Origin of the sequence: Paenibacillus sp. UNC496MF (assembly GCF_900113915.1) — a bacterium.
GTDB classification, from domain to species: domain Bacteria; phylum Bacillota; class Bacilli; order Paenibacillales; family Paenibacillaceae; genus Paenibacillus_Z; species Paenibacillus_Z artemisiicola.
In genome coordinates this window covers 1-23,443 of the sequence record NZ_FORE01000009.1, presented here as the reverse complement: position 1 = coordinate 23,443, position 23,443 = coordinate 1, and the positions used below count along the sequence as shown (strand labels likewise).

At 58.7% G+C, this 23,443-nt stretch carries 24 protein-coding genes; 18 read left to right on the top strand and 6 right to left on the bottom strand.

The window, feature by feature from the left end:
* Nucleotides 1–37: 37 nt before the first annotated feature.
* The gene (gene mnmA, locus BMZ79_RS15950) at nucleotides 38–1,138 is read right to left on the bottom strand and encodes a tRNA 2-thiouridine(34) synthase MnmA (RefSeq protein ID WP_090641635.1); all 1,101 of its coding nucleotides are present in this window, start codon (nucleotides 1,136–1,138) and stop codon (nucleotides 38–40) included.
* 244 nt (nucleotides 1,139–1,382) lie between these two features.
* On the opposite strand from mnmA, the gene cymR reads away from it, so the two are divergent.
* From cymR to BMZ79_RS15880, 14 genes are all read left to right on the top strand, one after another.
* A complete protein-coding gene (cymR, locus tag BMZ79_RS15945; protein ID WP_090642135.1) occupies nucleotides 1,383–1,802 on the top strand; it encodes a cysteine metabolism transcriptional regulator CymR in 420 nt (139 codons plus the stop codon).
* Between the two features lie 13 nt (nucleotides 1,803–1,815).
* Entirely contained in the window at nucleotides 1,816–2,970 is a 1,155-nt protein-coding gene (locus tag BMZ79_RS15940; protein ID WP_090641634.1) for a cysteine desulfurase family protein, read from the top strand.
* A gap of 14 nt (nucleotides 2,971–2,984) precedes the next feature.
* Nucleotides 2,985–3,530, top strand: coding sequence for a PRC-barrel domain-containing protein (locus BMZ79_RS15935; protein ID WP_090641632.1), 546 nt, complete (start codon nucleotides 2,985–2,987; stop codon nucleotides 3,528–3,530).
* 3 nt (nucleotides 3,531–3,533) lie between these two features.
* A complete protein-coding gene (locus BMZ79_RS15930) occupies nucleotides 3,534–3,728 on the top strand; it encodes a hypothetical protein (RefSeq protein ID WP_090641631.1) in 195 nt (64 codons plus the stop codon).
* Between the two features lie 308 nt (nucleotides 3,729–4,036).
* On the top strand, nucleotides 4,037–5,107 hold the full coding sequence (locus BMZ79_RS15925; protein ID WP_090641629.1) for an AI-2E family transporter: 1,071 nt from the start codon (nucleotides 4,037–4,039) through the stop codon (nucleotides 5,105–5,107).
* A 370-nt stretch (nucleotides 5,108–5,477) separates the two neighbouring features.
* Complete coding sequence (gene alaS, locus BMZ79_RS15920; RefSeq protein ID WP_090641628.1) at nucleotides 5,478–8,114, top strand: alanine--tRNA ligase; 2,637 nt, start codon at nucleotides 5,478–5,480, stop codon at nucleotides 8,112–8,114.
* A gap of 49 nt (nucleotides 8,115–8,163) precedes the next feature.
* A complete protein-coding gene (locus tag BMZ79_RS15915; RefSeq protein WP_090642134.1) occupies nucleotides 8,164–8,424 on the top strand; it encodes an IreB family regulatory phosphoprotein in 261 nt (86 codons plus the stop codon).
* A 27-nt stretch (nucleotides 8,425–8,451) separates the two neighbouring features.
* Nucleotides 8,452–8,868, top strand: a complete 417-nt coding sequence (gene ruvX / locus BMZ79_RS15910; RefSeq protein WP_090641626.1) for a Holliday junction resolvase RuvX — start codon at nucleotides 8,452–8,454, stop codon at nucleotides 8,866–8,868.
* Between the two features lie 8 nt (nucleotides 8,869–8,876).
* Complete coding sequence (locus BMZ79_RS15905; RefSeq protein ID WP_090641625.1) at nucleotides 8,877–9,188, top strand: DUF1292 domain-containing protein; 312 nt, start codon at nucleotides 8,877–8,879, stop codon at nucleotides 9,186–9,188.
* A 33-nt stretch (nucleotides 9,189–9,221) separates the two neighbouring features.
* Nucleotides 9,222–9,521 carry a DUF1292 domain-containing protein gene (locus BMZ79_RS15900; protein ID WP_090641623.1) on the top strand — a complete coding sequence of 100 codons (300 nt, stop codon included), beginning with the start codon at nucleotides 9,222–9,224 and terminating at the stop codon, nucleotides 9,519–9,521.
* Nucleotides 9,522–9,623: 102 nt separating this feature from the next.
* Nucleotides 9,624–10,751 carry an endolytic transglycosylase MltG gene (gene mltG, locus BMZ79_RS15895; protein ID WP_256252774.1) on the top strand — a complete coding sequence of 376 codons (1,128 nt, stop codon included), beginning with the start codon at nucleotides 9,624–9,626 and terminating at the stop codon, nucleotides 10,749–10,751.
* 12 nt (nucleotides 10,752–10,763) lie between these two features.
* Nucleotides 10,764–11,708 carry a peptidase U32 family protein gene (locus tag BMZ79_RS15890; protein WP_090641620.1) on the top strand — a complete coding sequence of 315 codons (945 nt, stop codon included), beginning with the start codon at nucleotides 10,764–10,766 and terminating at the stop codon, nucleotides 11,706–11,708.
* A 40-nt stretch (nucleotides 11,709–11,748) separates the two neighbouring features.
* Entirely contained in the window at nucleotides 11,749–13,005 is a 1,257-nt protein-coding gene (locus BMZ79_RS15885) for a peptidase U32 family protein (protein WP_090642132.1), read from the top strand.
* Nucleotides 13,006–13,251: 246 nt separating this feature from the next.
* Nucleotides 13,252–15,402 carry a methyl-accepting chemotaxis protein gene (locus BMZ79_RS15880; RefSeq protein ID WP_256252773.1) on the top strand — a complete coding sequence of 717 codons (2,151 nt, stop codon included), beginning with the start codon at nucleotides 13,252–13,254 and terminating at the stop codon, nucleotides 15,400–15,402.
* Nucleotides 15,403–15,550: 148 nt separating this feature from the next.
* On the opposite strand, the gene BMZ79_RS15875 is transcribed toward BMZ79_RS15880, so the two are convergent.
* Together BMZ79_RS15875 and BMZ79_RS15870 are read right to left on the bottom strand one after the other, a co-directional pair.
* Nucleotides 15,551–16,231 (bottom strand): zinc metallopeptidase, encoded by a 681-nt coding sequence (locus tag BMZ79_RS15875; RefSeq protein WP_090641619.1) that lies wholly within the window; start codon nucleotides 16,229–16,231, stop codon nucleotides 15,551–15,553.
* A 28-nt stretch (nucleotides 16,232–16,259) separates the two neighbouring features.
* Complete coding sequence (locus tag BMZ79_RS15870) at nucleotides 16,260–16,718, bottom strand: MerR family transcriptional regulator (protein WP_090641617.1); 459 nt, start codon at nucleotides 16,716–16,718, stop codon at nucleotides 16,260–16,262.
* A 439-nt stretch (nucleotides 16,719–17,157) separates the two neighbouring features.
* Here BMZ79_RS15870 and BMZ79_RS15865 point away from each other — a divergent pair, with 439 nt between their 5' ends.
* The 3 genes from BMZ79_RS15865 (at nucleotide 17,158) to BMZ79_RS15855 (ending at nucleotide 20,387) form a co-directional block, all read left to right on the top strand.
* Entirely contained in the window at nucleotides 17,158–18,474 is a 1,317-nt protein-coding gene (locus BMZ79_RS15865; RefSeq protein ID WP_090641616.1) for an ammonium transporter, read from the top strand.
* A gap of 87 nt (nucleotides 18,475–18,561) precedes the next feature.
* The gene (locus tag BMZ79_RS15860) at nucleotides 18,562–19,632 is read left to right on the top strand and encodes a DUF294 nucleotidyltransferase-like domain-containing protein (protein ID WP_090641614.1); all 1,071 of its coding nucleotides are present in this window, start codon (nucleotides 18,562–18,564) and stop codon (nucleotides 19,630–19,632) included.
* Between the two features lie 20 nt (nucleotides 19,633–19,652).
* A complete protein-coding gene (locus BMZ79_RS15855) occupies nucleotides 19,653–20,387 on the top strand; it encodes an exonuclease domain-containing protein (RefSeq protein WP_090641613.1) in 735 nt (244 codons plus the stop codon).
* Here the strand turns inward: BMZ79_RS15855 and BMZ79_RS15850 are convergent.
* Together BMZ79_RS15850 and BMZ79_RS15845 are read right to left on the bottom strand one after the other, a co-directional pair.
* Nucleotides 20,361–20,855 (bottom strand): M67 family metallopeptidase, encoded by a 495-nt coding sequence (locus tag BMZ79_RS15850; protein ID WP_090641611.1) that lies wholly within the window; start codon nucleotides 20,853–20,855, stop codon nucleotides 20,361–20,363. The two genes, BMZ79_RS15855 and BMZ79_RS15850, sit on opposite strands and share 27 nt — an antisense overlap.
* Before the next feature lie 158 nt (nucleotides 20,856–21,013).
* Nucleotides 21,014–22,342: an MFS transporter gene (locus BMZ79_RS15845; RefSeq protein WP_090641610.1), complete on the bottom strand. Its 1,329-nt coding sequence runs from the start codon at nucleotides 22,340–22,342 to the stop codon at nucleotides 21,014–21,016.
* A gap of 150 nt (nucleotides 22,343–22,492) precedes the next feature.
* Between BMZ79_RS15845 and BMZ79_RS15840 the strand changes: the two genes are divergently transcribed.
* Entirely contained in the window at nucleotides 22,493–23,059 is a 567-nt protein-coding gene (locus tag BMZ79_RS15840; RefSeq protein WP_090641608.1) for a TlpA family protein disulfide reductase, read from the top strand.
* A 73-nt stretch (nucleotides 23,060–23,132) separates the two neighbouring features.
* Here BMZ79_RS15840 and BMZ79_RS15835 read toward each other — a convergent pair.
* Nucleotides 23,133–23,443, bottom strand: a 311-nt coding sequence (locus tag BMZ79_RS15835) for an IS3 family transposase (protein ID WP_143088970.1), incomplete at its 5' end; no start/stop codon positions are given.

Genomic DNA, 23,443 nt, shown 5'->3' with positions numbered 1-23,443 from the left:
CGCCTCTTTTCTTTCCCGGATGTTGCGGCTGCGCCGCTCAGGCTTTGTTTACCGCGTCGATCGTACCGCCGCCAAGGCAGACGTCGCCGTCGTAGAACACGACCGCCTGTCCCGGCGTGATGGCTTTCTGCGGTCCGTCGAAGACGACGTCCGCCGTGGTGCCGTTCGGCCGGAACGTCAGCTTGACGCCCTGGTCCGGCTGGCGGTACCGGAATTTCGCGGTGCAGGCGAATTCGCCGTCCGGCCGAATGGGGGAAATCCAGTTGATGCCGGTCGCGGTCAAGCCCTGCGAGTACAGGCTCGGATGCGCGTCGCCTTGGACGACGTACAGGATGTTTTCCTTCAAGTCCTTGTCGGCCACGAACCACGGCTCGCCGCTTCCGGATCCCCCGATGCCGAGGCCTTGGCGCTGTCCGAGCGTGTAATACATGAGTCCGTCGTGCCGGCCTTTCGTTTCGCCCGTTGCGATGTCGATCATCGGTCCCGGCTGCGCGGGCAGGTAACCGCTCAGGAACTGCTTGAAGTTGCGTTCGCCGATGAAGCAGACGCCGGTGCTGTCCTTCTTCTTGGCGGTCGCAAGGCCGAATTCGGCGGCGATGCGCCGGACCTCGGGCTTCGGCAGATGGCCGATCGGGAACATCGCTTTGGCCAGCTGGTCCTGCCGGAGCGCGTGGAGGAAGTACGTTTGGTCCTTGCCGGCGTCGACCCCGCGCAGCAGCTTGGCTTCGCCGTCCGCGGTCCGTTCGAGGCGGGCGTAATGGCCGGTCGCCAAGTAATCGGCGCCGAGCTCCAGCGCTTTTTGCAGGAAATCGCCGAACTTGATTTCCCGGTTGCACATCACGTCCGGGTTCGGCGTGCGTCCGTTGCGGTATTCGTCGAGAAAATAAGCGAAGACTTTATCGAAATACTGCTTCTCGAAGTTGACCGTATAATAAGGGATGCCGATCTGGTCGCAGACGCGGCGCACGTCTTCCGCGTCCTCCTCGGCCGTGCAATGGCCGAATTCGTCGGTATCGTCCCAGTTTTTCATGAAAATGCCGATGACGTCATAGCCTTGCTGCTTCAGCAGCAGCGCGGTCACGGACGAGTCGACGCCGCCGGACATGCCTACGACGACGCGCGTATTGGAATTGCTCATGGGTACAGATCCACCACCTTCAAGATTTCAGCCCTATTCCGTGTTTGAAGGCATGGCAGGGCGCTTAAGATTCTATTGTAGCACACTTCTTGAATGATTTTCATGAAAGTGTCAACGAATTTTCAACATAATTGGCCGCGAGTATGTTAACATAGATGTGATATGGGAATACCATGAATTGTAATCTTTTTACAATCGCAACCTTTAAATAAGATATCGTCCCGTCGGAGAAGAGGTGTTCGAATTGAAAATATCAACGAAAGGCCGTTACGGCCTGACGATCATGATGGAGCTCGCAGGCAAATTCGGCGAAGGCCCGACGTCGCTGAAGAGCATCGCGGAGCGCAACCAATTGTCGGAGCATTATTTGGAGCAGCTGATCGCGCCGCTGCGGAACGCGGGGCTCGTCAAGAGCATCCGCGGCGCTTACGGCGGCTATATTTTGTCGAAGGACCCGGCGCAGATTACGTCGGGGGACGTCATCCGTATTTTGGAAGGACCGATTTCGCCGGTCGATTTCACGGAGGAAGACGATCCGGCCAAGCGCAACCTGTGGCTGCGCATTCGCAACAGCATCGCGGAAGTATTGGATTCGACGACGCTTGCGGACCTCGTCACGTACAAGGAAGAGGTTCAACAAGACTCCTATATGTTCTATATTTAAGGATGATTGCCTAATGGTACGCATTTATTACGATCACGCGGCTTCCTCGCCGATGCACCCGGACGCCGCAGCGGCGATGATGGACGTCTACGCGGGCGCGGGCGGCAACGCTTCGAGCACGCACGGCTTCGGCCGGGAGGCGCGGGCGGTGCTTAACCGGGCGAGGGACGCGATCTCCGCGGGCATCGGCTGCGCGCCGACGGAGCTTGTCTTCACGAGCGGTGGAACCGAGAGCGATAACCTGGCGCTGATCGGAGCCGCCCGGGCCGCCCGCAAGCGCGGGAAATCCCATATCATTACGAACGCGGCGGAGCATCATGCGGTGCTGCATGCCTGCGAGTTCCTGCAGCGGGAAGGCTTCGATCTCACCGTGCTGCCGGTGGACGGGCAGGGGCTCGTCGCGGCCGCGGACGTGGAACGGGCAATGACGGACGATACCGCGCTCGTCAGCGTCATGTACGTCAACAACGAGACCGGAACGATTCAGCCGATCGAAGACATCGGCGCGATCGTCCGGTCTCGGGGCGCTGTGTTTCATGTCGATGCCGTTCAGGCGCTCGGCGCGCTGCCGATCGATCTCCGCGAACTGCCCGTCGATCTCATGAGCTTCTCGGCTCATAAGATCAACGGGCCGCAAGGCGTCGGCGCGCTGTACGTGCGCAAAGGCACGCAGCTCGAACCGCTCCTTCATGGCGGCTCCCAGGAACGGAAGAGAAGGCCGGGCACCGAAAACGCGGCAGGCATCGCGGGTTTCGCGGCCGCGTTTGAACGTTGTGTGAAATCGGCCGCGGAGAGGAAACCTTTCCTGGACAAGCTTCGTTATACTTGGTTAGAACGGATGAAAACCATCGCCGGCGAGGAACGGGTCGTCGTGAACGGCCACCCCGGGCTGCATGCGCCTCATATCGTCAATCTCAGCTTTCTCGGAATCGGTTCGGAGACGATGCTGATGAATTTGGATTTGGCGGGCATCGCGGCTTCCAGCGGCTCCGCGTGCACCGCGGGGGCGCTCGAGCCTTCGCACGTGCTCCAGGCGATGGGCATTTCGGAAGAACGTCGCGATTCGGCCGTTCGATTTAGCTTCGGATTGGGAAATACTATGGAGGAACTCGAACTGGCGGCAAAAAAAGTTGAAACCTTTATGAGCCGCGTTCGTACTAATGCCTAGGAGGCTCCCAAACCTTGTTGCGATTACAGCACCTGATTGGACTGCCTGTCATCGAAATGAACGCCGGCAAGCATGTCGGGCACGTGAAGGACGCGTGGTTCGACGAGCATTGGCAGCTCGGCGGTATCATTTTGGACGCCGGACGGCGCTTTCTGACATCGATGAAAACCGTTCTGTGGAACGAAGTTCTGGTCTGCGGGGAAGACGCCGTGATCATTATGGACGAAACATCCGTGAAGCGGACCAAACAAGCGGACGTGCAGCGCTCTTTTTTGACCGGAACCGTACGGTTGAAGGATTTACCCGTCATTACCGCTCATGGCGAACAACTTGGCCGCGTATCGGATGTTTATTTTAACGACTTACAGGGTACACAAATAATAGGCTATGAGTTGACGGACGGTTTCATAGCGGATATCATGGAAGGCCGCAAGTGGCTTCCCGCTCCGCTGCAAGCTGATGAAGTCATGCTTGGCAACGATGTAATTATAGTACCGGCCGGAAGCGAGGACAACCTGTCGCCGATCGCGGGTTCAGAGACGGATATTAGGGAGAAATGAGCTATGAAATGCCCAAACTGCAGTTCTAAAGATATCGGTAAAATCGGATCCCATCAGTATTATTGCTGGGGCTGTTTCATCGAATTGACGGTGAACGGCGAGAAAATGTCGGTGTATCAAGTGGAAGAGGACGGAACGCTGAGCTCGCTCGACGACTTGTTCTTCGAAGACGAAATGCCGCAAGTCCACGCGAACTGATGCGCGGGACCGAATTGTAAGAAGGACGGCCTTGAAGAAGGCCGTCTTTTTTGCGTTTGCCGAAAAAGAGCGCGAGCGGGAGCATGGCACGTATCGAGTGGAGGGATGGAACGAAGATCTAGGCACCGGTGAAAACAAGAACGAAAGCCTTCGGCGCGAAGGACGGGTCGGGCGGAAGCAAGAGCTTTCTTCCCGGGAGCGGGATGATTCCGGCAACTTGTACATATACTGTAGTACTAGGGATATCGACGCGGCTCGCGCGGGGACGCCGCGGTTCGCGCAAGCCGATTCAAGGGAGGGATGCGGCCGTGGAACGGTTTACGAACAACCGGATATTTACATGGCTCGTCTATCTCATCTTGGGACTGGCCGCCTTGTATTTGCTGCTGCTGCTCAAGCCGATCTTCATCCATATCTACGTGTTTTTGCGAGCGGTGCTGGCGCCTTTCCTGATCGCGATGATCATCTCGTACGTGCTGAATCCCATCGTCAGCATGCTTCACGAACGCAAAGTGCCCCGCACGATGGCCGTGCTGTTGATCTATGCCGTGTTTTGCGCGGCGCTCACCGTCATACTGATGAACGCCATTCCCATGTTTCTGGAGCAGCTGCAGGAGCTGAACCGCCATATGCCGGACTTGACGATGAAAGCCCAGAATATCGTCGACGACTTCAACAATTCGTCGTTCCTGCCGGAGAGCATCCGCTCGGGCATCAATAAATCGCTGTTCAAGCTGGAGAAGCAGGGCTCGGACGCCATCTTCAGCTTCATTAACAATATCGGGGCAATGCTGAACGTCGTGTTCATCGCGTTCATCATTCCGTTCCTCGCGTTCTACATCCTGAAGGATTTCGAAGTGTTCGAGCGGACGCTGCTGACCTACGTCCCCAAGCCGCACCGCAAGCATGCGGTCCGCCTGCTGAAAGACATCGACAACGCGCTCGGAAGCTACATCCGCGGTCAATTCCTCGTCTGCGTCATCGTCGGCACGCTCGCGTACGTCGGCTACCTCATCATCGGGATGCCGTATCCGCTGCTGCTCGCCAGCGTCGTCGCCGTGACGAACATCATACCGTACCTGGGCCCGTTCTTCGGAGCGGCACCGGCGCTCGTCATGGCTTCGACCGTCTCGGTTAAAATGATGCTGATGGTGGTCATCGTGAACACCGTCTGCCAAATTCTCGAAGGCAACGTCGTGTCGCCGCAGGTCGTCGGACGGACGCTGCATATGCACCCGCTGTCGATCATCTTCGCGCTGCTGGTCGGCGGAGAGATCGCGGGGATCGTCGGCATGATTTTGGCCGTTCCGATTTTCGCCGCGCTCAAAGTCATCGTGCAGCATATCTTCGCGTATTACGTCCGGAGGAAGACGATTTGACAGCGTATGCAGTTTCCTGATATTCTAATTCTATCTAGGTCAAACGCATGATATGAAAACGTGGATGGAACCGAAGTACGCCATAGACCGCCACCCAGAGAAAGAATTTCTTCGCGCTTCGCAAGAGGAGCGCGTCGGCTGAAAAAATTCTAAGGGCGAAGGATGGCCGAACGCTGGTTCCGGAGTGCGAACGAACTTCGCCGGGTGGACCCGTTACCGTTCTGATAAGGAGATTGTTTGGCCGCATGCGGCGCTGTTTCGGCGATCGCGCGTGCGGGCGAATGATAACCAGGGTGGTACCGCGAACGATTCGTCCCTGTTTTTAGGGGCGTTTTTTTATTTTCATTTGACAATGTGGAGGCTGAACCGAATGAAAGCTAGTGAAATTCGTTCCAAATGGCTCGCTTTTTTTGAAAGCAAAGGCCACAAAATCGAGCCGAGCGCCTCGCTCGTGCCGCATAACGACCCGTCCCTGCTCTGGATCAACGCGGGCATGGCGCCGCTGAAGCCGTACTTCGACGGCCGCGTCATCCCGGACAACCCGCGCATCGCGAACTCCCAGAAGTGCATTCGCACCAACGACATCGAGAACGTCGGCAAAACCCGCCGCCATCATACGATGTTCGAAATGCTGGGCAACTTCTCGATCGGCGATTACTTCAAAGAAGAGGTCATCACGTGGGCGTGGGAATTTCTGACGAGCCCGCAGTGGATCGGCTTTGATCCGGACCGGCTGTCCGTCACGGTGTATCCGGAGGACGAAGAGGCGTTCCGGTACTGGAACGAGAAGATCGGCCTGCCGGCGGAGCGCATCTATAAGCTGGAAGAAAACTTCTGGGACATCGGCGAAGGCCCTTGCGGACCGTGCACGGAAATCTTCTACGACCGCGGCGACGCGTTCGGCGACCTAAACGACCCGGAATGCTGGCCGGGCGGGGAGAACGAACGGTTCCTCGAAGTATGGAACCTCGTTTTTTCGCAATATAATCATAATAAAGACGGCAGCTACACGCCGCTGCCGAACAAGAATATCGATACCGGCGCCGGTCTCGAACGGTTCACCTCGATCCTGCAAAACGTCGACTCCAACTTCGACACCGATCTGTTCCGTCCGATCATCGACCGGACGTGCGAGATCGCGGGCGTCTCGTATCACGTCAACGCGGATCACGATGTCGCGCTGAAGGTCATCGCCGACCATATCCGCACCGTGGCGTTCGCCGTCGGCGACGGCGTCATGCCGTCGAACGAAGGCCGCGGCTACGTCATCCGCCGTCTCCTTCGCCGCGCCGTCCGATACGGGAAGACGCTCGGCGTCGACCGTCCGTTCCTGTTCGAGCTCGTCGGGATCGTCGGCGAAATCATGGGCACGCACTATACCGAAATCGTCGAGAAGCGCGAGTTCATCGAGAAGGTCATGCGCACGGAGGAGGAACGCTTCCATGAGACGCTGTCCGACGGACTGTCCCTGCTCGGCGAGCTGGTTAAGGCGGCTCAAGCGGCGGGCGGCACGCGGATCAGCGGACCGGACGCGTTCAAGCTGTACGACACGTACGGATTCCCGTTCGACCTGACGGAAGATTATGCGGCCGAGCAAGGCATGACGGTGGACCGCGAAGGCTTCGACGCATCCATGGAAGAGCAGCGGACCCGCGCCCGCGCGGCGCGTCAGGAGACGGGCGGCATGAACGTCCAGGGCGGCCCGCTCGCGGACTTCACGGAGAAGTCCGAGTTCGTGGGCTACCGGGACCTGACGGTAGACGGCGCGAAGGTCGTCGCCATCGTCGACGGCGACGCGCTCGTGCAGGAAGCCGGCGCCGGCAGCCATGTGCTGGTCATTCTCGACCGCACGCCGTTCTATGCCGAAAGCGGCGGCCAAGTCGGCGACAACGGCGCGATCGCGGGCAGCGGCTTCGCGCTTGCCGTCGACAACGTGACGAAAGCGCCGCACGGCCAGCCGCTCCATCACGCGGTCATCGAGCACGGCACCTTGAAAGTGGGCGACACCGTGCAAGCCGCGGTCACGTCCAAGACGCGCGAGGATACGATCAAGAACCATACGGCGACGCATCTGCTGCACCGCGCGCTGAAGGACGTGCTCGGCGAGCACGTCAACCAGGCGGGCTCCTTGGTCGAGCCGGAGCGGCTGCGCTTCGACTTCTCGCATTTCGGCAGCATCAGCCCGGAAGAGCTGACGGACATCGAACGCCGCGTCAACGAGCAGATCTGGCTCGGCACGACGCTGGACATCGACTACAAATCGCTTGCCGAAGCGAAGGCGATGGGCGCCATGGCGCTGTTCGGCGAGAAGTACGGCGACGTCGTCCGCGTCGTGCGCGTCGGCGACTACAGCCTCGAGCTGTGCGGGGGCTGCCACGTGGCGAATACCTCGCAGATCGGCTTGTTCAAGCTCGTGAGCGAGAGCGGCATCGGCTCCGGCGTGCGCCGGATCGAAGCGGTGACGGGACGCCATGCGTACTTGTACATGGAAGGCCAGCTCGACCTCCTCAAGCAATCGGCCTCGCTGCTGAAGTCGAACCTGACCGACGTGCCGAAGCGCATCGAAGCGCTGCAGACGCAGGTGAAGGACTTGACGCGCGACAACGAGTCGCTGCAAAGCAAATTGAGCCGCATCGAAGCGGGCTCGCTGGAAACGCAGGCTAAGAGCGTCGGCGGCGTCACGCTGCTGGCGGCGGAAGTGAACGCGCCGTCGATGGACGCGCTGCGCGGCATCGTCGACGAGCTGAAGGCGAAGCTGCCGAGCGCCGTCATCGTGCTCGGCGCCGCGGCCGAAGGCAAGGTCAACCTGGTCGCGTCCGTGTCGCCCGATCTCGTCAAGCAGGGCTTCAACGCCGGCAAGATCGTGAAGGAAGCCGCGGCGGCTTGCGGCGGCGGCGGCGGCGGACGACCCGACATGGCGCAGGCCGGGGGCAAAGACCCGTCGAAGTTGGGCGAGGCGCTCCAAATTGCCGAGGAACTGGTTCTTGCGCAGTCAAATGTGATATGATATAGCTATAAAACGGCTGTCAAGCGGCTTGGAAAGCGAGGTGCTGGCGATGAATTCAATGGACAAGACAATGAAATTCGACGTAAAGGCGGAAGGGGAAGCCTCCTCGAGAGAGATCATGCTTTCCGTATACGACGCGCTTCTGGAGAAGGATTACAATCCGATCAACCAGATCGTCGGGTATTTGTTGTCGGGAGATCCGGCCTACATTCCGCGGCATAACAATGCACGGAGCTTGATCCGCAGGAAAGAGCGCGACGAATTGATCGAGGAGCTGGTACGCTCTTACTTAAGTCAGCACAGCAAATAATCGGAACAGAAATGAGGCTCCCGTCGCATGCGTCTTATGGGTTTGGATTACGGCGACCGCAGGATCGGCGTCGCCGTCAGCGATGCATTCGGCTGGACCGCGCAAGGGATCGGCGTCGTGGAGCGAAGGCGCGACAACGGCGAAGACGAAGCGATCGCCAAGCTTGTGCAGGAGCATGAAGTATCTGAGATCGTAGTCGGATTACCGAAGAACATGAACGGCACCATCGGGCCGCGTGGCGAAATTTGCATCGCATTCGCGCAACATTTGCAGCAAAAGCTAAATGTACCCGTACACCTTTGGGACGAACGGCTGACGACCGTCGCCGCGGAGCGGACGCTTCTCGAGGCGGATGTCAGCCGGAAGAAGCGAAAGTTAGTGGTGGACAAAATGGCGGCGACGCTCATTTTGCAAAATTATCTCGATTCTAAAACGAAAAGGTGAGGGTAACGATGACAAAGGACAACATGCCGTTTGAAGAGCCGGAAATCATCTATATTCCGGATGAAGAAGGCAACGAAGAAGAGTTCGAGGTAGTCATGAAATTCGAGGTAGACGGCTCCGATCAGAAATATATGATGGTCGTTCCGCTGAACGCAGACGCCGAAGACGAGCAGGACGAGGAAGCGGACGAAGTGTACGCGTTCCGCTACGAGGAAGACGGCGACGATTTGAAATTGTATACGATCGAGGACGAGGAAGAGTGGAACATGGTCGAAGAAACCTTCAACACGCTTCTTGCCGAGATTGACGATAACGACTAACGGCTCGCCCGCGGGCCGAAGGGAGCTTGGAACGTGTCCGAAGTAAAACGCATTGCCATTTTGAAGCCCGTCTTCGGTACGGAAGTCGATTTGATCGGCGATCAGGGGGAGACGGAGCCGTATCGCATCGCGGCCGAATTCCAGCTGGGCGATCGGGCCTATGCGGGCCTGCAGTCGCAAAGCATGCGGAAGGACGATGAGATCGCCTTTTTCCGGATTCTGATCGACGGCGAGCAAGAACCCGAGCTCGAGTCCATCGAGGACGACGAAGAATGGGAAGCCGTCGCGGAAGCGTACGACGATTTATTGTTCGAAGGCGACGAACGCCCCTAAGGCGTTTGCGCCCGGAAAGACATACGGCACGGATCGGGGGCGGCGATGCCGCCCCTTTCCGCGCGGATTCGCGTCGATAGTCGAGAAACGGGGGAGCATGGCTTGAGTCGATCAGAGCACCTGCCGGATCGCGAACGGACGAACGGGGAAGACCGTCCGGCGGGACCGGGAAAAGCACGCATTACGTTTTGGGTCATTACCACGATTTTGGGCATCATGATCTTGATCGCGGGCGGCACGTATCTGTATATTTGGAACGGTTTGCGCCCGACCAGCGCCGGCAATGCCGTGCAGGTGGAGCTGAAGCAGGGCTCTTCGCCGTTTCAATTCGCCGAAGCGCTCGAGGAGAACGGCATTATCCGGAACGCGTTTCTATTCAAATATTACCTGCGGTACAAAGACGAAGGTCCCCGTTTCCAAGCCGGCACGTACGAATTAAAGCCGGGCATGGACAAGCAGGCGATCATCGCGAAGCTCAACGCGGGCGAGACGGTCAAAGCGCCGACGATCCGGTTCACGATTCCGGAGGGATTCACGGTTCAGCAGATCGCGGACACGCTCGCGAAGGACGGCATCGTCGACAAATCCGCGTTCCTCGCACTGGCCGACAAGGACCAGGCATGGCCGGATACCGACGCGTCCAAGAACATTCCGAAGGATGCGAAGCTTCGCCATCGTCTGGAGGGGTACTTGTTCCCGGAGACGTACGAGCTTCCGAAGGACAGCAAGCCGGACGCGATAATCGACCGGATGCTTCAGGAGCTGGACCGCAAACTCGACGGCCTGCCGGAGAACTGGGAAGATCAGCTCGCCGCGAACGACGTCGACTTCAACGGCATGCTGACGATCGCATCGCTCGTCGAACGGGAAGTCGTCGTCGACGAGGAACGTCCGATCGTGGCAGGCATTATCTACAACCGGTTGAAGAAAGGCATGCCGCTGCAGATCGACGCGACCGTGCAATATTTGCTGGACAAACAGAAGGAACGGCTCATGCAATCCGATCTCCGGGTGGATAGCCCGTACAACACGTACAAGGTCAAAGGCCTGCCGCCCGGGCCGATCGCGTCGCCGAGTCTCAAGTCGATCGAAGCGGCGCTGTTTCCGAAGAAGACGGACTTTTATTATTACGTCACGAAGAAAGACGGCAGTCACGAGCATTTGTTTGCCGAGACGCTGAAGCAGCACAACGAGAACATCGCGAAGAGCAATCAAACCGCGAAGCAATAGGAGGATTTGCAAATGGCAACGAAGCCGGAGCTGCTCATCGACGCAGCTTCTCTAGCCGATATGGAACGGCTGATCGAAGCGGGCGCGGATGCGTTCGTGATCGGCGAGTCCCGGTACGGCATGCGTCTCCCCGGCGAATTCGACGTCGCCGCGATGGCCGAGGCCGCGAAGCTGGCCCATCGGCACGGCGCGGCCGCATACGCGTCCGTCAATAACGTCATGGATAACGCGACGGTGGCGTCGCTGCCGGACTATCTGCGGGCGCTTGCTGCGGCCGGGATCGACGCCGTCGTGTTCGGAGATCCCGCCGTGCTCATGGCGGCGCGCGCGGCCGCGCCGGAGATGAAGCTGCATTGGAACGCCGAGATGACGTCGACCAACTACGCGACGGCGAATTATTGGGGACGGCGCGGCGCGTCCCGCGTCGTGCTCGCGCGCGAGCTGAACCTGGACCAAGTCCTGGACGTAAAGCGGAACACGGAGTTGGACGTGCAGGTTCAGGTGCACGGCATGACGAACATTTATCATTCCAAGCGGCCGCTCGTGCACAATTACTTCGAGCATCAGCGCAAGGACGGTTCCTTCGAAGACGTGCCGGTGCACGGCAAGCGGGAGGACGGTCTCTACCTGGTCGAAGCGGAACGCCCGAACGAGCGCTTTCCGATCTATGAAGACGCCTACGGAACCCATATCATGAGCTCCGACGATTTATGCATGATCGAGAACCTGCACGAGCTGATGGAAGCGAATATCGATAGCTTTCGGATCGAAGGGCTGTTAAAATCAAGTACGTACAACGAAACCGTCGTGCGCGCCTACCGCGCGGCGATCGATGCGTATGACGCGGACCCGCTGGGGTACGCGTTCGACGAAGCTTGGCTCGATTCCATCGCGAAGCTGCAGGATCCGGACCGGGAGCTGTCCTACGGGTTTTTCTATAAAGAGCAAGTGTATTAAGGTACAAGGTCACCCTTGGAAGGTAGTGGAGGTGAACGCGGTGACGACCACAGAAACGGCCCCTCGGCGTTATCGGGGGAAACGCAACCGGCTGGAAAAGCCGGAGTTGCTTGCTCCGGCAGGCAATTTGGAAAAATTGAAATTCGCCGTCCATTACGGCGCGGACGCCGTCTATATCGGCGGTCGGAAATACGGTCTGCGTTCCAACGCGGACAATTTCAGCTTCGAGGAAATGAAGGAAGGCGTCGAGTTCGCCAAGCGTTACGGCGCCAAAGTATTCGTCGCGACGAACATTTACGCGCATAACGAAGATATCGCGGGCTTGGAAGACTACCTGCGGGAGTTGGAACAGGCGGGCATCGCGGCGATCATCGTCGCGGATCCGGTCATCGTCGAAACCGCGCAGCGCGTGGCGCCGAAGCTCGAAGTGCATCTGAGCACGCAGCAGTCGACGATGAATTGGCAGGCCGTGCAGTTTTGGAAGGAAGAGGGGCTGCCGCGCGTCGTGCTTGCCCGCGAAGCGAGCCTCGAAGAAATCGAACAAATCAAAGCGCATGTCGACATCGAAATCGAAGCGTTCATCCACGGCGCCATGTGTTCGTCGTATTCCGGACGCTGCGTGCTGTCGAACCATTTCACGGACCGCGACTCCAATCGCGGCGGCTGCTGCCAATCATGCCGGTGGAAATACGACATCTACGAGGACGATCTGCCGATGGTCGGCATGGACGCCGACAAATTCACGATGGGCTCCAAAGACCTCGGCATGCTCGAGCATATTCCGGATTTGATCGACGTGGGCGTCGACAGCTTCAAAATCGAAGGCCGGATGAAGAGCCTGCATTACGTCGCGACCGTCGTGAACGCCTATCGACAAGCCATCGATTCGTATATGGCTGATCCGGAGCATTACGAGCTGAAGCAGGAGTGGCTTGACGATATCCGGAAAGCCGCCAACCGTCCGCTCAATACCGGGTTCTTCTACGATACGCCGGGCGCGGAGGATCATATCTACGAGCCGGAAGAAAAAGCCGCGCCGTACGATTTCGCCGGGGTCGTCGTCTCGTACGACGAAGCGACGGGAACGGCCGTCGTACAGCAGCGCAACCATTTCAAACCGGGCCAGGAAGTGGAGTTTTTCGGCCCGAACGGCACGTTCTTCAAGCAAACGGTCGGCGAGATCGCCGATACGGAAGGCCATCCGCTGGATGCCGCCAGACACCCGCTGCAGCATATCGTCATGCGCACCGATTCGCCGGTGAAGCCGATGGACATGATGCGCAAGCGAATTCGCTGAATGCCAATAGACCTACCCAACATCCTTGCCGCTTGCGGCAGGATGTTTTTTTTGTGAACGAAATTCCATTTCGGCTAACAAAACGAATTCCCCGGACCGATAAATTGGGTATTGCAACATCTTGCGAGAACGGTTTCTGCCAATCGGCACGGGAGTTTCGATCTAGATCGGCCCGCCGGCGACGCCAGCCCGCAAACGTACGCAACCGAATCGGAAATCTATCACTAGACCAGGCGGTGTCAAGCAATGGGGATCAAGTTGAAGAGGGACAAGCAGGCAACGGAAGCGGCCGATAACGGCTTGAACGGCAGCGTGAAATCGATGTACGCGTCTTCCGTCAACGGACTGAAGAACGTCAAGTTTTCGAATCCGATCAAATCCGTCGGCCTGATGCTGTTCATGATTATTTTTAGCGCGATCGTGGTATGCGTGCTCGTCGTCGGGCTGTTCTCCTATTCCACGTCCAAATCGATCATCAAGGAGAAAGTCGCGGAATCCAGCTCCGTCGCGATCGCGCAATCGAACGGCAAGCTGGACCTGATGTTCAAGAACTACGAGGCGCTGTCCATGCAAATCCTGCTCGACAAGAACGTCCAGGATTACCTGACGCAGTACAAGCAGGCAACGGACGACTACGATAAATTCGATCTGATGAAAAAGCTGAGCGACACCGTTCAATCGTATATCCTCGGCAATCAGTCGATCATCGGCGCGGCGATCGTCCCGATGTCCGGCGACTCGTCCTCCGTCACGATGGGCGGCACGAATATTACGACGGCGGACGCGCAGAAGTCCGACTGGATGAAGAGCGTGACGGACGGCGCGGGCCGTCTGGTATGGCTGCCGACGAAGGTGAAGGGCTACAGCTCCTCGGCGACCGATCCGACGTTCGCGATGGGCCGCGTCATGAAGAACACGATCAGCAACGAAGGCAGCTTCGTGCTGCTGATCGAGATCCGGCTGAAGGAAGTCGGCGATCAACTGAAAGACTTGAAGCTCGGCAACGGCAGCGAAGTGCTGATCCAAGACGGCCAAGGCAAAATCGTGTACAGCGCCGACGATGCTCAGCTGGAGCAGGCCTCCCCGGTCGCGGTGCCGTCCGAAGGCAAAGCGGCGGAAGAAGGCTCGAGAACGACGACCGATTCCGACGGCGATCAAGTGCTGGCCATGTACAATAAGTTCGAAAGCACTGGATGGGAGCTCGTCGGCACGGTCCCGGTTTCCGAGCTCTTCAAGGACGCGAAACAGATCCGCAACGCGACGTACATCATCGCGGGCATCGCCGCGCTGCTCGCCATCGGGATCGGGCTCCTCGTCATTCGCATGGTCGCGATGCCGCTCGTCAGCCTGCGCAACCTGATGAACGAAGGCGAGCGCGGCAACCTGACGGTGCGCTCCACGATCAGCAAGAAGGACGAGATCGGCCAGCTCGCGCAAAGCTTCAACCAAATGATGACGCAAATCACGGTGCTCGTGAACCAGACCAACCAGTCGGCGCAGGACGTCTTGGCGACCGCGGGCGAACTGTCCGACGCGTCCAAGAAAACCGCCATCTCCGCCAAGGAGATCGCCGTCGCGACCGAAGAGATCGCGAACGGGGCGACAAGCCTCGCCGTCGAAGCGGAGAAGGGCAGCGATCTGACGAGCGACATCGGCGGACAGATGGCGAAGGTTATGGACGCGAACCAGGAGATGGGCGCAGCCGCGGCCGAAGTCGAGAAGGCGAGCCGTCAAGGCACGGCGTACATGAATACGTTGATCGAAAAAACCGGCATGACCGAAGAAATGACGCGCTCCATGGTGGAGAAGGTCGACCGTCTGAAGGAATCGACGCGTTCGATCCGCAAAATTCTGGATGTTCTGAACAACATGACGAAGCAAACGAATATTTTGTCGTTGAACGCGACCATCGAAGCGGCTCGCGCGGGTACCGCCGGCAAAGGCTTCATGGTCGTCGCGGACGAAATCCGCAAGCTGGCGGACCAATCCCGTCAGTCGATCGACGTGGTCGGTCAGATCACCGAGACGATTCAGCGGGAGATTGACGAGACGGTCAGCGTGCTTTCCGACGCGTATCCGATCTTCCAAGAGCAGATTCAGGCCGTCAAGGAAGCGAATCAAATCTTCTTGACCGTTCAGGGGCAGATGGGCGATTTCGTCGGCAGGCTCGACACGGTGACGGATGCCATCGGCATGCTCGAAAGCTCGCAGGTCGTGCTGTCCGAGGCGATGAGCAACGTTAGCGCCGTGGCCGAAGAATCATCGGCGACGTCCGAAGAAGTCGCTTCGCTCAGCAGCGAGCAGACGAACATCAGCGAGGGGCTCGTCCGGCTGTCGGATCAGCTGGAAACCGTCTCGACCGGCTTGAAGGAAACGTTGAGCCGCTTCCGGACGTAATACGCGCAAGCCAATCGAGGACCGGCAACTGAACAGGTTGCCGGTCCTATTTGCATCCCGCCGCGAGAAGGAGGGAAACAAGCTGCGCGACGAACGACAAAAAAGGCGGGCAGCTGGGCTGCCCGCCTTTGACTTTTGACGTTGCGAATTAATCGCGTTCCTGATTGAAGATCATGATGTACTTGATCAGCTCGAGGAGCGAAATCAACGCCGCGGCTACGTACGTCAGTGCCGCCGCATTCAAGACTTTCCCGACTCCGCGTTCTTCTTCGTTGGTGATATAGCCCTCGGCGACCATGATGTCGCGCGCCCGGTTGCTGGCGTTGAATTCGACCGGCAGCGTAACGAGCTGGAAAGCGACCGCGCAGGAGAAGAAGATGATGCCGAGCCCGATCAGCCCCGTGGCGTGGAACAGGAAGCCGGCGATGAGAAGCAGGGGCGCGAATCCGGAAGCGAAATTAACGACCGGAAAGATGCGGTGGCGCAGCGCGAGCATCGGATAGTGTACTTTATGCTGGATTGCGTGTCCGACCTCGTGGCAGGCCACGGAGACGGCCGAAATCGAGTTTTCGTAGTACACGTGCTCCGACAGGCGCACGACGCGGTGAATCGGGTCGTAGTGGTCGGAGAGCGTGCCCGGAACCGGTTCGACCGGGATGTCATGGAGGCCGTTCCGGTCAAGCATCATCCGAGCGGCTTGATAACCCGTCAGCCCGCTGGCCGTCGGCACTTCCGCCCAACGGTTAAACGTGCCTCGAACGCGAAATTGCGCCCAAACCGACAAAATGAAGGCAATGATGATCAGAAAGTCCATGGGATGAAAAAACATGACTGATTCCCTCCGTTTTCATGAGATGCTACATGAATCCGCCTTTGTTCAGCAGCAGCATCAATGCCTCGACGCAAGCGGCCGTCTGGGGAATAAGCCGTTTGAATACCTGTTTCGCCTGTCCGGGCTTCAATTGGCTGATGACGGGTTCGATCGCCATGACCTCGCGCTGCAGCTGCTCCAGATGAATCTCCAGCTCGATCAGCTGGCCGGAGACTTCCTCTTTCGAGGATAGCTTGCCCCAGCCGGACAGACTTGCCTTGATTTCATCCAGCGAATATTTATCTTTCTTCATTTCTACGATACGTTTCAGTCGCGCTAAGGTTTCATCGCTGTACAATCGATAATTTTTGGCCGAGCGGCGTTCCGGCTCGATCAGTCCCGAGGAAGTATAAAAATCGATCGTGCGCGGGCTGACGCCGGCGAGTTTGGCTAATTCGCCGATCCGGTACAACATAGGTTCGGTCATCGAAATCACCTCTTTCATTATAAAACGGGTATGTACAAAAGATCTTCTGTCACTATGATACAAAGCCTTAACCATACAGTCAAACGTAATGCTTTGACAATTGTTGCTTGCACAAAACCTGACATGGAAATTCGAATCACGGGAAATAGACGGCCGGAGATCAGGCGGATTCCCGGATCCGGCTTGGAGGCAGCTGGAAAAAAGCGAAGGATAGAAGGAGAAAAAGGCCGATTCCTCAGCCTAACTGTGAAAAAACTTAACATTCCGTTATTAAACGGATACGAATGTTAGATTTTTTTCGGCATTTCGAAAAATCCTTATTGTCAAATCAGGCACTTCTGACTATAATGACATTAAGTCTTTCCTACCGTGTTATGAAACATTACATTAGGGAGTGGTCATTGTGGTCAAAAAACTGATTGTCTCATTAGGCGCTTTATCGCTGTTATTCCCGGCAATGGCTTTCGCGGACGACCCGTCCGCGGCAACGCTGAACATGGGGTTGAACTCGATTTGGGTGCTCGTCGCGGCCATCCTGGTCATCCTCATGCAGGGCGGCTTCATCCTGCTGGAGTCGGGTTCGACCCGGATGAAGAACGCCGGCCATATCGCCGGCAAGACGATCTTCACGCTGGGTCTTTGTACCCTCGTTTACTGGGCGATCGGCTACGCGTTCGCGTTCGGCGCCGACAATACCGGCACCGCGATCAGCAACTTGATCGGTTCGGGGGATTTCTTCTTCTCGCCGGACAAAGCGGCGGGCGACGGCGTAGGCCTCCCTCCGGCGATTTTCTTCACCTTCCAATTGGCGTTCGCGGCCGTATCGCTCTCCATCGCCTGGGGCGGCTTCGCGGAACGCGCCAAGCTTTCCGCTTACCTGGTCTTTACGGTGCTCTTCACGGCGCTGATTTATCCGGTCATCGCGCACTGGATCTGGAGCGCGGACGGCTGGCTGTTCTCCAAAGGCGCGCAGGACTACGCGGGTTCGACGGTCGTTCACTTGACGGGCGCCATCGCGGCGTTCGCGGCCACGGTGCTCTTGAAGCCGCGGATCGGCCGCTTCAATAAAGACGGCTCCGCCAACGAAATTCTCGGCCACAACCAAGTATTCGGCGCTCTGTCCGTTCTCATTCTGTGGGTCGGCTGGTTCGGCTTCAACGCGGGCAGCGCGCTCGGCGTAGGCGACGGCTTCTTCGGTTACGTCGCGTTCAACACCCAGCTCGGCGCGGCGGGCGGCGCGGTGGCGGCGCTTCTGATCTCCTGGCTCATGAACGGCAAAGCCGACATCACGACCACGCTGAACGGCGCTCTTGCCGGCCTTGTCGCCATTACCGCGACTTGCGCGTTCGTCGAGCCTTGGGCGGCGGTCGTCATCGGGTTGCTCGCAGGCGTTCTCGTCTACTTCAGCGCGAAATTCTTCGAAAAAATCAAAGTCGACGATCCGATCTTCGCGCTCTCCGTACACGGCGCGGCCGGCATCTGGGGCACGCTCGCGAACGGCATTTTCGCCACCGACGCGCTGGCCAAGAAGCTGAACGTCGGCCAAGGCGGCCTTATCGACACGGGCAGCTGGCATCAACTGTGGGTACAGCTGGAATCCGTCGTCGTCTGCGGCGCGTACGTCCTGATCGTCTCCTTCCTGCTGCTCGGCATCATGAAAGTGGTCATGGGCCTGCGCGTCACGGAAGAACAAGAAATCATCGGTCTCGACCTGTCCGAGCACGGCACGTTCGGTTATCCGGAACAAATGAAAAAAGCGCAGCAAACGATGTAAAATAGAAGCATCGCACGTCCGCACCGCCGACGACACCCGGCGGTGCGCGCGTTATTCCGGATATCCAGACATTGAGGTGAACGAAGCATGAACGACCCGGTCCGTGCGAAGCTGCTCGCGCGCATCGAGGCGGCGAACGATGCGGCGGCGCTGCGCGGCTTGCGGGATGATATCCACGCCCATATGGAGACGCAATTGTCCGCGCAGCCGATCGAAGCATTCAATACGGAGCTGAACGAGGTCCACGACGCCATTATTCGGCGCGCGATCGCGTTCTCGGAAGCGCGGATGGCCCGGCTCGGGCACGGCCCTCCGCCCGTGCCTTACGCTTATTTATTATTCGGCAGCGGAGGCAGAGGGGAACAAACGTTGACGAGCGATCAGGACAGCGGGCTCGTTTACGAGGATCCGCCCGATGCGTCGCGGCTGGAGGCCGTGGCGGATTATTTCGGCGAATTCGCCCGATCGGTCGTCGCGACGCTGCAGGAGCTGGGATACCCGCCCTGCGAAGGCGAGGTGGTCAGCGCTAATCCGCTATGGTGTCAGTCCTTGTCGGCTTGGAAGGCCAAACTGGATCTCTGGATCGGGGAACCGGATTGGGAGCGCGTGCGCTATTTGCTGATCGTCGCCGATAGCCGGGTCATCGCCGGCGCGGCGGGGCCGGGGGAAGCGCTGAAGGCCCATTTCTACGCGAGCAAAGCGCTTCATCCCGAAATCGTCGAACGCATGCTGAACAATACGATGCGGCATAAAGCGCTCGTCGGCGTCTTCGGGCAGCTGTTCAAGGAGCATTACGGGGAAGATGCGGGCAGTCTGGACCTGAAATACGGCGCGTATATACCGATGGTGAACGCCGTTCGGCTGCTCGCGATTCAGGCGGACGTGGTGCGCCCGTCGACGCTGGCCCGCATCGGCGAGCTGACGCGCGCCGGCGTGTTCTCGGACGAGGACGGCGGCGCGTACGCCGAAGCGTTCCGCTTGTTTCTGCGCCTGCGGCTCATGACGACGTCCAAGCTCGAGGGCGGATACTATACGAACAACGGCAAGCTGTCCGGCGCGCTTCTGACCAAAGAACTCATTGAAGAACTGAAGACGGGGCTTCGCGTCGTCAAGAAACTGCAGAAATACGTGCGCAGGCGGGCGTCCGGCAGGTTCTGAGCATTCCGGAGGGGAGTAGCATGAAGGAGCAAAAAGGCGTAGGCCGGATGTGGCACCTGTACAAGATGGGCGGCCTCACGCCGGCGCTGGCTTCGATGATGGGCGCGCAGAACGCCCAGCAGATGGCGTTCATCCGCTCCATGTCCAAGGAGCAGCGGAAGGATTCCATCATGGATCAGCTGCTGGACGAGATGGAGGTCGTGGTGTTCGACCTGGAGACGACCGGATTTTATCCGACGAACGGGGACGAGATCCTGTCGTTCGGCGCGGTGCTGCTGCGTGGAAATCGGATCGTGGAGGAGCAGTCGTTTTACAGCCTGGTCAATCCGAAGCGGAAAGTGCCGAAGCATATCACGGAATTGACCGGCATTACGAACGACATGGCGTCGGACGCCCCCGACCTGATGCAGGTGCTGCACGACTTCATGGAATTCGTCGGCAAACGGCTGCTCATCGCGCACGCGAGCGGGCATGACAAGCAGTTCTTGAACAGCGCGCTCTGGCGGACGTCCAAGGTGAACTTGACGCATCGGGTGCTCGATACGATCATGGTTGCGAAATGGCTGGAGCCCGAGCTTGCCGGCTACGGCCTGGACGACCTGCTGGAGCAGAACGGCATCGAAATCACGCGCCGTCATCACGCGCTCGAGGATTCCCGCATGACGGCCCAGCTTTGGCTGCGTTATTTGCGCCGGATGCTGGACCGGAACGTGGCGACGCTAGGGGACTTATACGCGTACTTGAGCAAGCATTAAGGGCAGGAACGATTCGCCGCGCACCCAATACGGCCGGATGGCCAGCGTCCGGCCGAGCGCGTCCGGCGACAGAATCCAATACGACGTTCCGCTCCCGCTTTCGGCGGCGCCGAACGGAAAACCGGCGTGATCGGCCTTGCTGGGCACGGGCGGCGAACCGGGATGGGAATGAAAGAAACCGACAAGCGATTGTCGGTTTTTTTGCATGTCGTAGACCGCGCGAACCCAGTCATGCGGATCGAACGCGAATTGCGTCTCCGGGCGCGCGGCGGCGTTCTTGACGGGTAGGACGCCGGTGACGCGCAGTACGTCCGCCGCAGCCTGCGCGGGAGTGGAGCTGCCGATCTCGGACAAGCGAAGTCCGGTCAGAACGCCGCAAACTTCATGGGGCATCGCGTCCATGGTCAGCGCGAATAAGGCCTGGTAGGCTTCTGGCGTCAATTCCGCAATCAACGGCATGTCGTTCATGCTTGTCCTCCTTCTGCGCTTCTAGTCCGCAGGCATGTCGAATGCCATCAGTATAGCGCAGAAAGCGGGAAACGACCATCGACGTTGTTAGGAATAAGCGAACAGATGCGTGTCGCCGTGTCCGGCAAGCGCCGTCTCCGATTCGGCGGACGGAGCGTTTACTTGGCCTTCGCCGCGTCCCCGGCTTGCTCCGGCGGATGGACCAGGAAGGCGATGAGCAGCAGCGCGCAGACGGATAAGCCCGCGACGATGCCGTACAGCAGCGCGTCCGAGTATCCGGCGATCCAGCCGAACAAGGGCGGCCCGAAGGCGACGCCGAGGAAGCGGAGGCTGCTGTAGAGCGACGTGACCATGCCGCGGTGCTGCCGGTCGACGGCGCCGGTGATGAGCGTGTTCAGGCACGGCAGCAGCAGGCCGGTTCCCAAGCTGCTAAGCGAGGCGAACCCGATCAGCAGGTAGATGTTGCGATGCCACAGCGCGGCGGCCGCGAGGGACGCGCTCATGACGGCCAGGCCAATGAGCATGAGCGCGCGCATCAGCTTGCCGTTGTTCTTGATCTTGCGTCCCGTCACGTAGGCGGTGATGACCAGGAACAGGAGCGGAATCGCCAGGACGCCGCCTTTGGCCACGCCGTCGACGCGATAGGGCGCCTTCTCGAGCAGGTCGGAGAGGCGGAAGAGCACGCCGAACAGGATGAACAGGCCGAGGGAGCCCGAGACGAAGGCGCCGATCAGCCAGCGGCCTTTCTCCTTGAAGAGCTTGCCGATGTCCTTGACGTACTGCCCGAGCGGCAGCGGTTCGGACTTTCCGTCCTTCGGCGCTTCCTGAATGAGGAACATCATGGCGAAGAACGAGCCGGCGCAGAAGATAGGGAACGCGAACAGCGGCATGTACCACGTAATCAAGGCGAGCAGCGATCCGATGATCGGACTGACGACCTTGCCGGCGCCGTTGGAGGCTTCGATCAGCCCGAGCGCCTCGCTCTCCGCGCCGTCCTTGTATTTGTCGCCGACGAGCGCCATCGCGATCGGCGACGTGCCGGCGGCCCCGATGCCTTGAAGCGCCCGGGCGGCGATCAGGAAGCCGTATGAATTCATGACCGCGGCGATGCCCGCCCCGATTCCCGCGATGCCGTACACGGCGAGCGATATCAAAATGACGGCTTTGCGCGAGTAGCGGTCGGACAAGTAACCGGAAAGCGGAATAATGAGACCGGCGGCGACGGAAAATAGCGTAATGACGAGGCTGGCCTGAAACGTCGAGATGTGCATGTGCTTCTCCATGTCGGGCAAAATCGGCACGAGCATGGAATTGCCCAGCACGAGCACGAGCGGCACCGTGGCGAGCGCGGCGTATTCCAGCCATTTGCCGCCGCCTTTTCCTTTGTTTTGACCCTTCGCGGACGAAGCCGAGCCGCTGTCCGAAGACGCCGTGCGCAGTTTGCCGGGCTTGCTTCCCGCCCCGCGCGATTTCGTTGAACCGTTCATGCGATGAATGCCTCCAAGCGCTAGAGGATGACCGTGCGGTCTCGACGGTTAATGTGCCCCCGAACTTGAGCTTCCATTCCTGAACATGGTAACATGGAGGGAGCGTGCCCAGGCATCGCATTCGACAAATTTGGTGAAAGAAGGCGCATCATGAAACGATCGATCGTATTGCTCGTCATCGTGCTGGTGTTGGCAGGTGCCGCAGTCTATCAAAATAAAGGCAAGCACGACGACGCGCTTGCCGCTTCGTCCGACATGCTTCCGAAGCCGGGGTACACGGCGCCGACGCTCAGCCTCCCCGACCTGAAGGAGGAGCCGGTCGCCATCGGCGGAAAGAAGGAGCAGCTGACGCTCGTCAATTTCTGGGCGTCCTGGTGTTACCCGTGCGAGATGGAAGCGCCCGATCTGCAGGCGTTGTCGAAGAAATACGCGGGCAAGCTGCAAATTCTTGGCATTAACGCCACGAGCGTCGACAAGGAACGCCAAGCCCGCGAATTCGTCGACCAGCAGAAGCTGTCCTTCCCGATCTTGATGGACCGCGACGGAGACGCCCAGAAGCTGTATAAAGTCAATTCCTTCCCGATCAGCCTGCTGATCGACAGCAACGGCATCGTCCGGGAGCGGGTCGAAGGCGTCATTACGAAAGCGAAGTGGCAGGGCTTCATCGACAAATGGCTAGAAGCCGAAAGCGGGCAGAAAGCCGGTTCGAGTACCTGACCAGACCGGGAAATAAAAAAGCCGGAGCCCTTGGTCATAACCCCGTCAAGTAGACATCTATCAAAAGACAACTCTATGCTGCGACCGTTTCACGGTATTCCACCGGGGAACGGTCGTTTAGCTTCTTCTGGAAGCGTTCGTTGTTGTAGAACGACACGTATTCTTCGACCGCTTGTCCCAATTCAGACATCGTTTGCGGACGAACAAGATAAATCTTTTCCGTTTTCAGATGTGAAAAGAACGACTCGATGCAGGCATTATCATAGCAGTTTCCACGTCTAGAGTGGCTGCCAATGGCCCCGAGCTTCTCAAGCTTGCGGTTATAGGCGTTAGAGGTGTACTGAAATCCTTGATCGGCGTGCAGGAGAACACCGGTGAGATCTG

What these genes read in the sequence shown, in the direction of transcription:
- mnmA (WP_090641635.1), bottom strand. Translation starts at nt 1,138, where the DNA reads ATGAGCAATTCCAATACGCGCGTCGTCGTAGGCATGTCCGGCGGCGTC.
- BMZ79_RS15940 (WP_090641634.1), top strand. Translation starts at nt 1,816, where the DNA reads ATGGTACGCATTTATTACGATCACGCGGCTTCCTCGCCGATGCACCCG.
- BMZ79_RS15930 (WP_090641631.1), top strand. Translation starts at nt 3,534, where the DNA reads ATGAAATGCCCAAACTGCAGTTCTAAAGATATCGGTAAAATCGGATCC.
- alaS (WP_090641628.1), top strand. Translation starts at nt 5,478, where the DNA reads ATGAAAGCTAGTGAAATTCGTTCCAAATGGCTCGCTTTTTTTGAAAGC.
- BMZ79_RS15915 (WP_090642134.1), top strand. Translation starts at nt 8,164, where the DNA reads ATGAATTCAATGGACAAGACAATGAAATTCGACGTAAAGGCGGAAGGG.
- ruvX (WP_090641626.1), top strand. Translation starts at nt 8,452, where the DNA reads ATGCGTCTTATGGGTTTGGATTACGGCGACCGCAGGATCGGCGTCGCC.
- BMZ79_RS15905 (WP_090641625.1), top strand. Translation starts at nt 8,877, where the DNA reads ATGACAAAGGACAACATGCCGTTTGAAGAGCCGGAAATCATCTATATT.
- BMZ79_RS15890 (WP_090641620.1), top strand. Translation starts at nt 10,764, where the DNA reads ATGGCAACGAAGCCGGAGCTGCTCATCGACGCAGCTTCTCTAGCCGAT.
- BMZ79_RS15880 (WP_256252773.1), top strand. Translation starts at nt 13,252, where the DNA reads ATGGGGATCAAGTTGAAGAGGGACAAGCAGGCAACGGAAGCGGCCGAT.
- BMZ79_RS15875 (WP_090641619.1), bottom strand. Translation starts at nt 16,231, where the DNA reads ATGTTTTTTCATCCCATGGACTTTCTGATCATCATTGCCTTCATTTTG.
- BMZ79_RS15870 (WP_090641617.1), bottom strand. Translation starts at nt 16,718, where the DNA reads ATGAAAGAGGTGATTTCGATGACCGAACCTATGTTGTACCGGATCGGC.
- BMZ79_RS15865 (WP_090641616.1), top strand. Translation starts at nt 17,158, where the DNA reads ATGGCTTTCGCGGACGACCCGTCCGCGGCAACGCTGAACATGGGGTTG.
- BMZ79_RS15860 (WP_090641614.1), top strand. Translation starts at nt 18,562, where the DNA reads ATGAACGACCCGGTCCGTGCGAAGCTGCTCGCGCGCATCGAGGCGGCG.
- BMZ79_RS15855 (WP_090641613.1), top strand. Translation starts at nt 19,653, where the DNA reads ATGAAGGAGCAAAAAGGCGTAGGCCGGATGTGGCACCTGTACAAGATG.
- BMZ79_RS15850 (WP_090641611.1), bottom strand. Translation starts at nt 20,855, where the DNA reads ATGAACGACATGCCGTTGATTGCGGAATTGACGCCAGAAGCCTACCAG.
- BMZ79_RS15845 (WP_090641610.1), bottom strand. Translation starts at nt 22,342, where the DNA reads ATGAACGGTTCAACGAAATCGCGCGGGGCGGGAAGCAAGCCCGGCAAA.
- BMZ79_RS15840 (WP_090641608.1), top strand. Translation starts at nt 22,493, where the DNA reads ATGAAACGATCGATCGTATTGCTCGTCATCGTGCTGGTGTTGGCAGGT.